The following is a 14,941-nucleotide window of genomic DNA, read 5'->3' on the forward strand; positions in this document are numbered from 1 at the left end:
ACTCCCGATGCGCCGAAAGACGTGTGACTATCGAGGAGCTTTCTGAGTGGCAGGTATGCCCCGCCTGAGTGTTGTCGTGCCCTTCCAGGACGTTGAGATATACCTCCAGGAATGTCTGGAATCGATAGCCAGGCAGACGTTCCCCGACCTTGAAGTGATCATGGTCGACGACGGCTCGACCGACTCCTCGACGGCGATAGCCGCGGAATTCGCCCGCCGCGACCACCGGTTCAAGCTCCTTCGGCAGGAGTCGATGGGGCCGGGACATGCCCGCAATGTCGGCATTCGCGCCGCGCACCCCCAGGCCGAGTTCCTCGCGTTCGTCGATGGCGACGACGTCATACCCGAGTACGCCTACGAGCTGCTCGTGCAGACCCTCGAGGGCTCCGGCTCCGACTTCGTGTCGGGCAACGTGCAGATGATGAACTCCACCAAGCGGTGGCAGTCCCCCCTGCACAAGGCGCCCATGCAGAAGAGCAGGCGCGGCACGCACATCACCAAGCTGCCGGACCTCATCTACGACCGCACGGTGTGGAACAAGCTGTTCCGCCGCTCCTTCTGGGACTACCACTACATCGCGTTCCCCGAGGGCGTGATGTACGAGGACTCCTGGGTCAACATGTTCGCCCACTTCCGGGCCGCCAAGGTCGACATCCTCACGGACATCGTCTACTTCTGGCGCCGGCGCGAGGGCGGCGCCGCCCCCTCCATCACCCAGCGGCACACCGAGTTCAGCAACCTCCAGGACCGTGTCTCCGCGGTCCAGTCGGTGAGCCGCTTCCTCGCCGGACACCGCGCCCGGTCCTACTCCGACCACAAGCGCAAGTACGACCTGGCCTGCCTGAAGTCGGACCTGATGCTGCACCTGAAGGTGCTGCCGGACGCCGACGCGGAGTACCAGGACGCCTTCATGCAGTGGGCGAACGAGTTCCTGGACGAGGCCGACGCCGACATCATCCAGGAACTCCCCGCCGACGCGCGGGTCAAGTGGCTCCTGGTGCGCGAGGGACGCCTGAAGGAGCTGCTCGACGTCGTCGAGTTCGAGCGCAAGGGCGGGCCCATGCCCGTCCAGCGCCGCTTCCGCCGCTACCTCAACTACCCCTACCTCGGCGACCGTTCGATCGGCCTCGACAAGAGCGCCTACCGGCTCGACAAGGAACTCTCGCTGCACGGCTCGCTGATGCGGGCGCAGTGGGACGACTCCGATCAGCTGGTGCTCGAGGGGTCCGCGTACGTCCGCTTCATCAACGTGCACAAGCGGCACATGTCGATGAAGGCCATCGCGCTGCGCAACAAGAAGCAGGGCCGGGTGGTGGTCGCCCGGGCGAAGACCACCTACTACCCGCAGGCCACCGAGCACTCCAACCAGAACCGCTACTGCTACGACTGGTCCGGATTCCAGGTCAGCTTCGACGCGTCCCGGCTCAAGCACAAGGGCGAGTGGGTCGAAGGCACGTGGGACGTCGCCGCCGGTGTCCTGAGCCGCGGTCTGTTCCGCTACAAGGGCATAGCCAGGGGTGGCGCCGGAAGCGCGGCCAACCCGCCCTACCGCTACGTGGAGAAGAACACCCGGGTGGTGCCGCTCTTCATGCAGGGCAAGCTCAAGCTCCGCGTGGAGCGGGTCCGTTGCCGCATCACCCGGCACCGGGTCGTCGGCGACCACCTCGAACTCGGCGGCGTCTACCTCGGTGACAAGATCCCCGAGTGGGGCAAGTTCCGGGTCACCAGCATGGGCGGTGCCGGCCGGCACGACTCCTGGGTCCACTTCAAGTACGGCGGCGAGGGCTGGTCCACCTTCGTCACCAGGATCCCGCTCAAGGCACTAGTCCCCGGACACCGCGGAGCGGCCGACGGCGGTGTTCCGCAGACCTGGAACACCGGCAGCAACGGCTGGAAGACCACCCTCCACGTCGAGGGCCGCAAAGCGCCCATCTACCCGGTCATGGCCGAGGGGGCCGAGGACGGCCACTACCGGCTCCCGGCCTTCCTGCAGACCGACAACGGGGACCGCGAGGTCTTCGTCCACCGCAACGGCTCCGGATACGTGGTCCTGTTCGAGCGGGACACCCTGCCGATGGCCACGTCGACGACCTGGCTCCAGGACGGCTCCCTCGAAGTCACCGTCAGCTACGCGGCCGAAGACCGCCTGAGCGCCACCGAGTACGCCGCCGCGCACATCGTCGTGCGCTCCCGCGCCCACGGGGCCGAGCGCGTCGTGCCCATCGCCTGGCAGGGCCGGGAGTTCCGCTTCGTCGTCTCGCCCGCGGCGATGCGGACCCTCGCCGGGCACATCCCGCTGGCCGCCGGCCGCTGGGACTTCTTCCTGCGCCGCCAGGACCCCTCCGCGGTCACCCGGGAGAACCGGTCCAACGACCTCATGGTCAAGATGACGCAGTCTCTGATCCCCACCTTCCCCAGCGAGATGGCGACCAACGACCGCCGCTACGAACTCCAGGCGGAGGCCTACGACCGCCTCTCGCTCCTGGTCCACTCGGCGATGCCGGACGAGGCCCGCGGCCCGTACCGGCAGAAGCTGATGCGCACCAAGACCTACCCGGAGGCCCGCCGCGCGCCCCTGAACCGGGCGGTCCTGTTCGACGCCTTCAAGGGAACGCAGTACTCCGACAGCCCGCGCGCGCTGCACGAGGAAATGGTCCGGCGGGGCGTGGACGTCGAGCACCTGTGGGTGGTGCGCGACGACCAGGTGGACGTCCCGCCCACCGCACGCCCCGTCCGCATGTGGTCCCCCGACTGGTACGAGGCCATGGCCCGGTCCAAGTACGTCGTGGCCAACAACCACCTGCCGGACTGGTTCGAGAAGCGCGAGGGCCAGGTCGTCGTGCAGACCTGGCACGGCACCCCGCTCAAGCGCATCGGGCACGACATCGAAGCCGTGCACTTCGCGGACAAGCGGTACCTGGAGCGCGTGGAGAAGGAGGTGCAGAACTGGGACATGCTGGTGTCCCCGAACAGCTTCAGCACCCCGATCCTCAAGCGGGCCTTCCAGTTCCCCGGCGAGATGGTTGAGAGCGGCTATCCGCGCAACGACATCCTGCGCCGCGCGGACGGACGGCGGGCGGCCGAAGTACGCCGCCGCATCGGCCTGCCGCCGGGCAAGAAGGCCATCATGTACGCGCCGACCTGGCGCGACGACCAGTTCTACGCACCCGGGAAGTACAAGCTCGACTTCCGCATCGACCTCGACGACGCGAAGGCGCAGCTCGGCCACGACCACGTCCTGCTCGTACGGCGCCACCCCAACGTGGTGGACCCCGTACCGGGCGCCGGCGACGGCTTCGTCTTCGACGTGTCCGACTACCCGGACATGGCGGACCTCTCGCTCATCGCCGACGTGATGATCACGGACTACTCCTCCCTGATGTTCGACTTCGTCAACACCGGGCGGCCCATCCTCTTCTTCACCTACGACCTGGACCACTACCGGGACACGCTGCGCGGCTTCTACTTCGACTTCGAGCGGTCCGCCCCCGGCCCGCTCGTGTACACCTCCCCCGACCTGATCGGGGCGATCCGCAACATCGACCGCATCCAGCACGGCTACGCCGCCCGCTACCGCTGGTTCCAGCAGGAGTTCTGCGACCTCGACGACGGTTACGCCTCGGCCCGGCTGACCGACCGCATCCTGATCGCCGGCGGTGACCTCGACCCGGCGCGGGCGCAGGCACCGGCGGTCGGCAGCGCGGGCAGGGCCGTCGGCCCGATCATGGGCCAGTCCGTTCCCCGGCACGCGAACACCCTCGGGCGGGTGCCGGGCCAGCCCGTGAGAAGAATGGATTCCGAGCATGTCTGAGGCAGCCCAGAAAGCGCGCCGCGTCTTCACGGGCGTGGAGTCCTCCGGGCCGGTGCCCATCGAGTACCGCTTCTCGCACGCGAAGAACGGCAACCGCCATCTGGTCGTGGCCTTCGCCAACCACGCGGTCCCCGGTGAGTACGGCGGATCCGGCGGCCCCCTCCACGACCTGCGGGCCAACGTCCTGTGGGTCCGCGACCTGTTCGACGGGGAGAACAGCCACTACCTCTGCAACGGCCTGGACTTCGCGCTCGACGAGTCCGTCGCCGGGCTCATCTCACGGGTCATGAACGCGCTGTCCCTGACACCGGACGACTGCACCCTGTTCGGCACGTCCAAGGGGGCCGGCGCGGCTCTGTACTTCGGGCTGAAGTACGGCTTCAAGAACATCGTCGCCGCCATGCCCCGCTTCCTGACCGGCACGTACGTCGGCCAGGACATGCAGAGCGCCGCCCGGGTGGCGCCGGGGGAGGGGGCGCCGTCGAACCTCCCCACGCTCGACTCGGTCCTCCCGGACGTGGTGCGCGGCGGCGTACGCCGCCCCGCCAACGTCTACCTCGTCTCCTCGCCCCGGGACGAGCACTACGCGCGCCAGGTGGAACCCCTCCTCGGACTGTTCCAGGGCTACGAGAACTTCAACTTCGTCTACAACGAATCTCCGCTGATCCCCCCTCACGGGCGGGTGCCGCTGCGGAACCTCCCGGCCGTCACCGGTCTGCTCGACCTCCTCGTCGACGGCATCTCGCCCCGGATCGGCATGGTCCGCAACGGCCACGAACAGCCGGGCCGCAGCACCTCCGCCATCGACGCGTACCTCTCCGACACCTCGCAGGTGAAGGGCGATTCCTTCCCCCGGCCGGTGGTCCTCGCTCCGGCGGAGAACACCCAGGCTCCCCGCAACGCCATCCGCTTCGTGGGGACCGCCCCGAGGGGCGCGGTGCGGGTCAGCGTCTGGGAGGACGGCAAGTACCAGGGCGCGGCGCCCGTGGGCGCCGACGGGAGCTGGACCTGGCAGCGAGAGAAGCCCTGGTCCCGGGGCCGGCACGTGGTCAGGCTGTTCGCGGCGGACGCGAACAACTACCACTCCAAGCGCACCGAAGTGATCTTCACGGCCCTGGAGGCGAGCGCCGCCCACGAAGCGGCACAGGCACAGGCCCAGGCCCAGGCACCGGCTCAGGCGCAGGCACCGGCCCGGGCCCGGACCGCGGCGGCCGCGTCGGCACCTGCCGGGACACCCACGGGGGTCCGACCGGTGGCGCTGACGGTGACCGCACCGTCCGCACAGCAGCAGGTGCCGGGCCCCGCGGTCGTCTTCATGGGCTACGCCCCCGGCGCCGTGCGCGTGGAGTTCCGCAAGGACGGCACCGGCCTCGGGGCGGCCCCGGTGATGGCGGACGGAAGCTGGAGCTGGGACGCGGGCTGGGCCTGGCCCCAGGGCGGGCACTTCGTCGAGGCCGTGGCCGTGGACGCCATGGGCAACGCGGCCGCCTGGACCACGGCCGCCTTCACCGTCATGAACGCGTACACGGCTCCGGCGCAGGGGGCCTACATCAACGCGCGGTACTGACCCCGGCCGTGCCCTCGGGGCGGCTCACCCGCATCACCAGCGGCCGGTGGTCGGACACCTTGGTGTCCACCACCGTGCAGGAAGTGCGGGGGAGCCGGGTGAACAAGTAGTCGATCTTCGTGCCGTCCTTGAGGGTGGCGCGCCCCGACCGGGAGCCGCCCTTCTGGTCGCACTCGCGGTACGTGGTGTACGTCTCGGACGGCCAGATCCAGGCGGACGTGTTGCGGTCGCCCACCGGCGGCGGGGAGTTGAAGTCACCGCCGAAGACCGTACCGGCGTCCGTGGAAGCGGTGGCGACCAGCGAGCTCAGCTGGTCGTCACGGAAGTCCCACTCCGGATGCTCGGCGTCGCTCTCCCGCAGCGAGAGGTGCGCGTTGCACACCCGCAGCCCCTGGGCCGGGACCCGGGCGCACAGGATGCCGCGGTGCAGTCCCACCGTCGGCTGCTCGGTCGGGACCAGCTCCACATCGGTGAGCGCGGAGCCCGCCAGCAGCCCGTACCCGGCCTGTCCGCGCCCCTGGCCGGTGCAGTCGACCGGAGACCTGCGCCCTGCCTCGTCCACCTCGGCGTACGGTTCGAAGGCGGAGTGCCACTGGGGGCCGAGGCTGCGGGCCGAGGAAACCAGGTCCTGCGAGCACACCTCCTGGAGCAGCAGGACGTGGACGTCGGAGTCGTCGATCAGCTCGCGCAGTTGCTGGAACTTCTCCTTCGGGCTCCCGGTCTTCTCGCAGTTCCACTGCCGCACCCCGCACATGTTCCAGGTGGCGACGGAGACATCGTGCCCCGTGGGGGCGTCCGGGCCCGCGACCGCATCCGGTGTCGGCGCGGACGTGCACGCCACCGCGCCCAACAGGCTCAGGGTCGTCACCGTGCGGCCGAGGCGCCGGCGGAACGGCCCCAGCCGTGCCCCGCGCCCGGTCTCCATGTGTCTGTGCATTCGGACATCATTGAGTATGCGCCGGTCAGACCGTGCATCGGGCCCGGTGCAAACGGTTCCGGATCCCGATCGCGTACCGTGCGCCGCCCGCCGGACACGGCCTAGGCTGGCCCGGTGACGAACGCGAGTACGAGCATGAGTGGTGACCGGGTGCTGTACGGGTGCATGGGGCTGGGCGGGAGCTGGGACCCCGACCCGTACGGGCCCGCCGACATCGACGCCGCCGAGGCGGCCGTCGCGGCGGCCCTCGACAGCGGGATCACCACCTTCGACCACGCCGACATCTACCGGCACGGGAAGGCCGAGGCCGTCTTCGGCGAGGTGCTCGCGCGCACGCCCGGGCTGCGCGAGCGCATCACCCTCCAGACCAAGTGCGGGATCCGGCTCGGCGACAAGGACCGCCCGGGGATCTACGACCTGCGCGGCGAGACCATCGTCCGGCGCGTCGAGGAGAGCCTGACCCGGCTCAGGACCGATGTGATCGACGTCCTCCTGCTGCACCGTCCCGACCCGCTCGCCGACGTGGACTCGGTCGCCTCGGCACTGGGCTCCCTGCACCGCCAGGGCCTCGTACGTGGCTTCGGCGTGTCCAACATGGGCGCCGCGCAGATCGCCCACCTCCAGGCCCGTCTCGACGTACCGCTGGTGGCCAACCAGCTGGAGATGAGCCTGCACAGCCGCGACTGGGTCGAGGCGGGAGTCCTGCTCAACACACCGGAATCCGCGAACAACGGATTCCCCTTCGGCACCCTGGAGCACTGCCGCGACCACGGCATCCGCCTCCAGGCCTGGGGAGCGCTGGCGCAGGGCCGTTTCACCGGCCGCGAGCAGACCCCCGCCGAACGGGCCACCGCGGCGCTGCTCGCCGAGCTGGCCCGGCAGAAGGACACCACGCCCGAGTCGGTCCTGCTGTGGTGGCTGATGCGGCACCCGGCCGCCATCGCCCCGGTCATCGGCAGCGCCCGCCCCGAGCGGATCCGGGCCTGCCGCGACGCGGTCCTGCGGGATCCCGAGCTCACGCACGAGGAGTGGTACGAGCTCTGGATCACGGCCCGCGGGGTGCCGCTGCCCTGAGCCGACAGGGGGCAGGGGCCAGGCGGTTGACGGGGGCTGGCACCACCCACGGCCGACCGGCCTGCCGGATGGGACCGCCGGGCCGGATCAACAAGGCTTGCCCCATGACGACTTACAGGAAAACGGCCCTGCTCCTCGCCACGGCCACCGTGGCGGCCGCACTGACCGCGACCGCCGCCCCGGCCGAGGCCCGGTCCGCGTCCGCCGGCCCGCAGCTCGACTGGCACCCCTGCACCCATCAGGGCGCGCCCGCCGCCCAGGAGTGTGCCGAGCTGCCCGTCCCGCTCGACTACGACGACCCCGACGGGCGGCAGATCACCGTCGCCGTCTCCCGCATCCGCAGCGACCGCCCCGGGGCCCGGCGCGGCACGCTCGTCGTGCTCCCCGGCGGCCCGGGCGGATCCGGTGTGCAGCGCCTGACGCAGAAGGGCGACGCCCTGCGGCGCGAGCTGGCCGGGGCCTACGACCTCGTCGCCTTCGATCCGCGCGGGGTGGGCGCCAGCACCACCGCGAGCTGCGACCTGGCCCCCGAGGACCGCTACCTGACCAGCCTGCGCCCCTGGCCCGGTCCGAACGGCGAGATCGCCGGGAACATCGAGCGCTCCCGGCGCATCGCCGAGGCCTGCGCCCGCAAGGGCGGCCCCGAGCTGCGCAGTTTCACCACCGCCAACCAGGTCCGCGACATGGACCGCCTCCGCGAGGCGCTCGGCGAGCGCAGGCTCTCCGCCTGGGGCACCTCCTACGGGGCGTACGTCGGGGCCGTGTACGCGCAGACGTACCCGCGGCGCACCGACCGCTGGGTCCTCGACAGCAGCGGCGACCCCGACCCGAAGCGGGTCGCCCGCGGCTGGCTGGCGAACATGTCGCAGGCCGCGGCGGACCGCTTCCCGGACTTCGCGGCCTGGGCGGCCCACCCCGACCGCGACGCGGACGGCCTGCGCCTGGCCGCGGATCCGCAGCAGGTCGAGCCGCTCGTCGTCGCCCTCGCCGCCCGGCTGGACCGCGAGCCGCGGGCGTCCACCACCCCCGGCGTGCCGCTGACCGGCAACGGCCTGCGCCAGGCCCTGCAGAACGCCCTCTACAGCGACTCCGCCTTCGCCTCCCTCGCCGCTCTGGTCAAGGCGGCGCAGGACCCGGCGGGTACCCCGGCGCTCCCGCGGGAGCTGGCCGCGCCCATCCCGAACGAGGACGCCGCGCTCATGGTCAGCGTCATCTGCAACGACGTGGCGTGGCCGGAGACATCCATGGCCGCCCACCGGCGTGCGGTCGAGGAGGACCGCACCCGCCACCCCCTCACCGCCGGCATGCCGGCGAACGTCACGCCCTGCTCCTTCTGGAAGCCCCCCACCCGCAGGCCCACCCGCATCACCGACGACGGCCCGTCCAACATCCTCATGGTCCAGGGCCGCCGGGACCCCGCCACCCCGCTCTTCGGCGCCCTGAAGATGCGCGAGGCCCTGGGCGGCCGCGCCCGCCTGGTCACCGTGGAACAGGGCGGCCACGGGATGTACCTCGGCAACGGCAACACGTGCGGCAATCGCGTCGTCACCGAGTTCCTCACGAGCGGCCGCCGTCCGTCGCGGGACACGGAGTGCGCGAACTGACCCGGTCACGCCGCCCCCTTGGATTCGTAGGGGTATGGACGGATACGACCCGATGAACATCTGTTAGTGTGCCCGCGCTTGGTGTTCATCCATCAATCCGTCCACCCCTCGACCGCCGCGCGCCGAGGGGGCTGCGAGGTGTCTCGTACGTGCACAGCACTCCCTTCTCCCCGGCCGGGGCCCGGTCCGCGCGAGCCCGTATGGGCCTGACCGAGGCGCAGGTCGCCCACTCCATGGCGGCCTGCGGCGCGCCCGTCCACCCCCAACTCGTCCTGGCCTGGGAGCAGGGCCTCGAGGTGCCGTCCGACCGCCAACTCTTCGCCCTCGCCGACGTCCTGTGGTGCGAGGCCACCGCGCTGATGGGCATCGAGCCGCGCACCCTGGCCGAGCACCGGCTCGCCCGCCGGCTCACCGCCGAGCGGCTCGCGTACCGGATAGGCATGGACCCGTACGAGTACCGCGCGGCCGAGTCGGCGCAGCACTGGAACGGGGACGCCCGGCAGACCAGGGCCCTCGTGGAGGCCCTCGGGCTGTCGCTGCGCGAGCTGATCGGGATCATGGGCCGCGTGGCCGAACTCGCGCAGCACCTGCGCGCGGCCGTCGACGGCCGCTGGAAGCCGTACGTGGAACCGGTGGCGGAGATCGTGGTGGTCGACGCGACCGCGGTGGGCGACGCGCTGCGCACGATGCACACGGAGTTCGCCGCCTTCTCGGAGCGGTACATGGGACACCTCGTCGCGCGCAACGACGACGCCCGCCTCAAGGAGATCGCGGCGGAGCGGGCCGCATACCTGCGCCGACTCGTCGACCACTTCTGGGAGTTGATCGGTGAGGCGGGCGAGGCGCCGCCGTTCGCGCCGGGAACGCACTGAGGCGGGCCGTCCTCAGTACGAGGGGGCGCCCGCGTGCGGCGCCGCCGGGCCCTCCTCGCCGATGTCGTCCCAGTCGATCTCCATCGTGCCGCGGCTCGTGAAGACGTTGAAGAGCAGGTTCAGCGCGATGGCCGTCAGAGCGCCCAGCGTGATCCCGCTGTCGAGCACCGCCCGCAGGCCGTCCGGCATCCGGTCGAAGAACGGGCCCACCGTGGTCGGCAGCAGCGCGGCGCCCAGACTGACCGCGAGGATCAGGGTGTTGCGCTCCTCGCGCAGGTCCGCCTTCCCCAGGATCTGGATGCCCACCGCTGCGACGATGCCGAACATGGAGATCGCCGCCCCGCCCAGGACGGGGTGCGGGATCGAGGCGACGAGACTGCCCGCCTTCGGCAGCAGTCCCAGGACGACCATGAACACCCCGGCCGCGACGACCACGTACCGGCTCATCACCTTCGACATGCGCACGAGGCCGATGTTCTCGGCGAACGCCACGTACGGGAAGGAGTTGAGGACACCGCCGAGCACGGTCGCCGCGCCGTCGGCGCGCAGGGCCCGGGCGACCGTGTCGGCGTCGACCTTCTTCCCGGTGATCTCGCCGATCGCATAGACGTCACCGGTGGTCTCCACCATGGTGATCAGGACGACGACCAGCATGGCCGCGATCGGCAGCAGCTCGAACCGCGGCATGCCGTAGTGGAAGGGCGTGGTGACCCCGAACCAGTCCGTCTCGCGCACGACGGCGAAGTCGGTGTCGCCGAAGAACCAGGCGGCCGCCGTGCCGACGACGAGCCCGAGCAGGACCGCGAGGCTGCTGAGGAACGGCCTGCCGATCCGGACCAGGGCGAGGATGAACAGCAGGGTGCCCGCCGCGTAGGCGAGGTTCTTCGGGTCCCCGTACGCGGGGGTGCCGATGAGGTGCGCGCCTCCCGCGGCGTCCTGCAGGGCCACGGGGATCAGCGTGATGCCGATGATGGTGAGGATCGTGCCGATGACGACCGGCGGGAAGTACGTGACCAGCCTGCTGAACAGCGGGGCGAACAGGAAGGTCGCGATGCCCGCCGTGATCACCGCCCCGTAGACGACGAGCAGCCCGGCGGTACCGCCGCCGGCCCCCGTACCTATGGCGATCATGGGTGAGACCGCGGTGAAGGTGACGCCCTGGACCAGGGGCAGCCGGGCGCCGATCCGCCAGACGCCGAGGGCCTGGACGATCGAGGCCACGCCGCAGGTCAGGAGGTCCGCGCTGATGAGGTGGACGAGTTCTTGGCGGGAGAGGCCCAGCGCGTTCCCGAGCAGGACGGGAACGATGACGGCTGCCGCGTAGAACGCGAGGACGTGCTGGAAGCCGTAGAGGGCGAGCCGGGGGAGGGGGAGCAGTTCGTCGACCGGGTGCGTCTGCCGTCGGGCGGACGGCCGGGACGACGGCCGGGGCGACCGGGGGGACGACTGACGGGGCATTCTTGCCATCTCTGCCTTGCCTTCGCGAGGTAGGTGAATGAGAGGGCCGCCGCCCTCCAGCCCCGGGTGCGGGGCGAGGGCAGGTCGGCTCGTACCGAGCCGACGCCGGGCGGTGTTGCCGACATCGCGTCGCTCTGCACTGCGTACTCATGTCCCGGATTGGCAGGACTTCCTTCGATCGGCATGACAGATCCGCATTTGATCTTGGAATCCGTAGGGATCCGACCGGAGGGCGCTCACCATAGCCAAAGGTCGTGTTTCCTCGCGAGTAACCTCCCGGCGAGGGCTCCGGCCGGCGCCCGTCATCGCTCCGGTACCGCGCAACCCGTACGACGTCACGCGCCTCGCCCGGGTGACGGCCGGCTCCCCCGCTCCCCGCCGGTCCGAGGGGCAACTCCGGGCCGCCGCAAGGGTCCTCGTCGGCCCGGACGCCGCCCGGGGACACCTCCCGGTCCGGGTCCCACGCTTGGTCGGGCCCGGCCAAGAGCCCCAATACTCATCCGTACTTGTGGGTACTGCGGCCGAATGGCGCCGGATTTGATAGTTCTGGACTGGTCCGGTGTGAGAAAGCTGCGGGAAGGACACGGCATGTTCGATCTACTGCGCCCGGAGACCGTCGTGTGCCCCTTCTGCAAGGCCACCGCCGCGGACGGCGTGGTACGGACGCTGCGGACCGGGGCCGGGTCACTGTCGGTGACCTGGCACGTGCTCAACTGCCCGCACTACGCCGCCGACCGGATCCTCGCCGAGAACGAGAGCTGAACCCGACCGCCCGCCACGGACCCACTGGCGTGAAGGGGACCGGACCCGACCCGACCGGACCGGGGCCGGGGCCGGGGCGGGCGACATGCGCGACTCGTGCCGTGCGGCCAGGATGAGGATGACCGGCGACGAGGAGCGGCGCATGACCAGCCCAGCTGAGCGGTTCCGGCGCGGACGGGCCGTGCGCAAGATCACCGGCCGTGCCGCGCACGGGCGGTGGACCGCCTCGCCGGACCGCCCCGACCCCATCGGCGTGCTCCAGCGACAGGCCACCGACCGGGTCCCGGAACTGCTGCCCATCCGCCACGGCCGGATGGCGGCGTCGCCGCTCGCCTTCCTGCGCGGAGCGGCCGCGGTCATGGCCGCCGACCTGGCCACCCAGCCCCAGACCGGACTGACCGTCCAGCTGTGCGGCGACGCGCACCTGATGAACTTCGGCATGTTCGCCTCGCCCGAACGCGCTCTGCTCTTCGACCTCAACGACTTCGACGAGACCTTCCCCGGGCCCTTCGAGTGGGACGTCAAACGCCTCGCCGCGAGCGTCGCCGTGGCCGCCCGCGACAACGGGCACGGTGACGACCGCGCAGGCAGGGCCGCCCTCGCGGCGGCCCGCTCCTACCGGCGGTCCATCCGGGAGCTCGCCGGCCTGCCCGAGCTGGACGTCTGGTACCACCGGACCGACACCGCCGAACTGCTGCCGCTCATCGGCAGACCCGAACTGCGCGACCGGGTGGAAGCCAATATGGCCCGCGCCCGCCGCCGCACCAGCCTGCGCGCGCTCGGCAAGCTCACCGAGGTCCGCGACGGGCGGCGGCGGATCATCCACGATCCGCCGCTGCTGGAGCCGCTGCCCCGGGCGGACTCCCGCGACGTGGGCGAGATCTTCGGCAAGTACCGCAGCACCCTCCCCGAGGAGCGCCGCGTCCTCCTCGACCGCTTCCGGTACGCCGACGCGGCACGCAAGGTCGTCGGCGTGGGAAGCGTGGGGACCCGCTGCTTCGTCGTGCTGCTGCTCGGCCGCGACGCCGACGACCCGCTCTTCCTGCAGATCAAGGAAGCCGTTCCGTCCGTCCTCCAGGCCCACCTGCCGGCCGACGGGCACGATCACCAGGGGCACCGGGTGGTCGCCGGCCAGCGGCTCATGCAGGCCGCCGGCGACATCTTCCTCGGCTGGACGACCGGACCCGCCGGGCGGCACTTCTACGGCCGCCAACTGCGCGACATGAAGGGCTCGGCCGATGTCGCCACCATGGGCCCGGGCCTGCTCGGCCGGTACGCCGCGCTCTGCGGCCGGGCCCTCGCCCGCGCCCACGCCCGCTCCGGCGACCGCATCGCCATCGCCGGCTACCTCGGCGGCGGCGACACCTTCGACCGCGCCGTCGCGGCCTTCGCACTCCGCTACGCGGACCGGACCCGCGCCGACCACGCCCTGCTGACCGCCGCCATCACCGACGGCACCCTCACCGCCACCCTCGGGGTCTAGGCCACGCCGGTCGCCTCGGCCTCGGCTTCCCGGGCGGCCCGGCGCCGCAGCGCGTCCTCGTCGGTGTCGGCATCGTAGGAGATCAGCTTCGGCAGCAGCGCGGCCAGCACCGCCACCGACGCCACGCAGGCCAGGCCGCCGCCCCAGAACGCCGAACGGGTACCGGTCCAGCCGGCCATGGTGCCGGCCCGGACCTGGCCCAGCTGCGGGCCGACGCTGTACGAGAGCACTTCTATGCCGGCCAGCCGGCCGCGCAGCTCCTCGGGGATCGTCTGGTTCCAGATCGTCGCCCGGCCCAGTCCGCTCACCATGTCGCCCGCGCCCGCCACCGCGAGGCACAGCAGCACGAGCCAGATGTTCGCGGCCGCGCCGGCCCCCGCGATCGCCAGGCCCCAGACCGTGGCACCGCACACCACCAGCAGCCCGTGCCGGCGTATCCCGGACATCCAGCCGCTGGTCATGCCGAGCACCAGCGAGCCCACCGCCCCGGCCGCGTACATCAGACCCAGCGCCCACACGGCGTCGAGCTCGTCCGCGAGAAAGGGGTAGATCGCGTTCGGGAAGGCGAAGAACATCGCCGCCAGGTCGACGGCGTACGTCCCCAGCAGTACGGGCCGGCTCCACGCGTAGCGCGCGCCCTCCGCGATGCCGCGCAGCGACGGCCGGTCGGCGCCCTTCGCGGGCGGCGCCGGAGTGAGCCGCAGGCACAGCAGCACCGAGGTGAGGAAGCCGACGACGGTGACGCCATAGGCGGCGGCGTGACCCGCGTACGCGACGACCAGACCGGCCACGGCCGGACCGGCGATCGCGCCGACCTGGTAGCGCAGCCCGTTCAGCGCGGCGGCGGCCGTCAGCTGGTCGTGCGGCACGATCCGCGCCATCAGCGAGTCCAGGGCCGGCCGCTGGAGCCCGGCCAGGGCCGACACCCCCGCCGCGACCACGTACAGCGGCCACAGCATCGGGTCCGGCAGCAGCGCGTTCACCAGGAGGACCAGGGCGAGCACCCCGAGCCCGGCCTCGGTCAGCAGGATCATCCGCCGCCGGTCGACCGCGTCCGCCAGGGCGCCCCCGTACAGCCCGAACACCACCAGCGGAACCAGCTCCACCGCACCCATCGCACCGACCGCCAGCGGCGAGTCCGTCAGGTGCTTGATCTGCAGCGGCAGCGCGATCATCGCCATGAAGGAGCCGAAGTACGTCACCGTCCCCTGGTAGAACAGCAGCCGGAAGTCACGACTGGAACGGAACGGGGAGAAGTCGGGCAGTACGGCGGTCCAACGGGAAGTGCTCACGAGAGGCCATCGTCCGTGTACCCCTCGCCCGGGGCAACGGATTTTCTGCGCATCGGACCCCGAACCGATCACGGACGGGCG

General features: G+C 71.4%; 10 protein-coding genes. 7 read left to right on the forward strand and 3 right to left on the reverse strand.

Annotation, left to right across the window (positions count from 1 at the left end; translation table 11 throughout):
- Window positions 1-55 precede the first annotated feature (55 nt).
- Together B6R96_RS33030 and B6R96_RS33035 are read left to right on the forward strand one after the other, a co-directional pair.
- Complete coding sequence (locus tag B6R96_RS33030) at window positions 56-3,811, forward strand: bifunctional glycosyltransferase/CDP-glycerol:glycerophosphate glycerophosphotransferase (protein WP_081524522.1); 3,756 nt, start codon at window positions 56-58, stop codon at window positions 3,809-3,811.
- Window positions 3,804-5,378: a hypothetical protein gene (locus B6R96_RS33035; protein WP_081524523.1), complete on the forward strand. Its 1,575-nt coding sequence runs from the start codon at window positions 3,804-3,806 to the stop codon at window positions 5,376-5,378. The genes B6R96_RS33030 and B6R96_RS33035 overlap by 8 nt, the downstream gene beginning before the upstream one ends.
- Here the strand turns inward: B6R96_RS33035 and B6R96_RS33040 are convergent.
- Window positions 5,362-6,315, reverse strand: coding sequence for an endonuclease/exonuclease/phosphatase family protein (locus B6R96_RS33040; protein ID WP_081524524.1), 954 nt, complete (start codon window positions 6,313-6,315; stop codon window positions 5,362-5,364). The genes B6R96_RS33035 and B6R96_RS33040 overlap by 17 nt on opposite strands.
- Window positions 6,316-6,429: 114 nt before the next feature.
- Between B6R96_RS33040 and B6R96_RS33045 the strand changes: the two genes are divergently transcribed.
- From B6R96_RS33045 to B6R96_RS33055, 3 genes are all read left to right on the forward strand, one after another.
- Window positions 6,430-7,389 (forward strand): aldo/keto reductase, encoded by a 960-nt coding sequence (locus B6R96_RS33045; RefSeq protein ID WP_237291585.1) that lies wholly within the window; start codon window positions 6,430-6,432, stop codon window positions 7,387-7,389.
- 104 nt (window positions 7,390-7,493) lie between these two features.
- Entirely contained in the window at window positions 7,494-8,993 is a 1,500-nt protein-coding gene (locus B6R96_RS33050) for an alpha/beta hydrolase (protein WP_081524525.1), read from the forward strand.
- 149 nt (window positions 8,994-9,142) lie between these two features.
- Complete coding sequence (locus B6R96_RS33055; protein WP_199815924.1) at window positions 9,143-9,865, forward strand: transcriptional regulator; 723 nt, start codon at window positions 9,143-9,145, stop codon at window positions 9,863-9,865.
- 12 nt (window positions 9,866-9,877) lie between these two features.
- Here the strand turns inward: B6R96_RS33055 and B6R96_RS33060 are convergent, their stop codons facing one another.
- Window positions 9,878-11,323, reverse strand: coding sequence for a nucleobase:cation symporter-2 family protein (locus tag B6R96_RS33060; RefSeq protein WP_272482437.1), 1,446 nt, complete (start codon window positions 11,321-11,323; stop codon window positions 9,878-9,880).
- 588 nt (window positions 11,324-11,911) lie between these two features.
- Here B6R96_RS33060 and B6R96_RS37400 point away from each other — a divergent pair.
- A complete protein-coding gene (locus tag B6R96_RS37400; RefSeq protein ID WP_159395532.1) occupies window positions 11,912-12,085 on the forward strand; it encodes a hypothetical protein in 174 nt (57 codons plus the stop codon).
- A gap of 142 nt (window positions 12,086-12,227) precedes the next feature.
- Window positions 12,228-13,568 (forward strand): DUF2252 domain-containing protein, encoded by a 1,341-nt coding sequence (locus B6R96_RS33065; protein ID WP_079407711.1) that lies wholly within the window; start codon window positions 12,228-12,230, stop codon window positions 13,566-13,568.
- Here B6R96_RS33065 and B6R96_RS33070 read toward each other — a convergent pair.
- Window positions 13,565-14,860 carry an MFS transporter gene (locus B6R96_RS33070; protein WP_053174028.1) on the reverse strand — a complete coding sequence of 432 codons (1,296 nt, stop codon included), beginning with the start codon at window positions 14,858-14,860 and terminating at the stop codon, window positions 13,565-13,567. The two genes, B6R96_RS33065 and B6R96_RS33070, sit on opposite strands and share 4 nt — an antisense overlap.
- Window positions 14,861-14,941 lie beyond the last annotated feature (81 nt).

It is taken from the genome of Streptomyces sp. Sge12, from assembly GCF_002080455.1.
Taxonomy (GTDB): Bacteria; Actinomycetota; Actinomycetes; order Streptomycetales; family Streptomycetaceae; genus Streptomyces.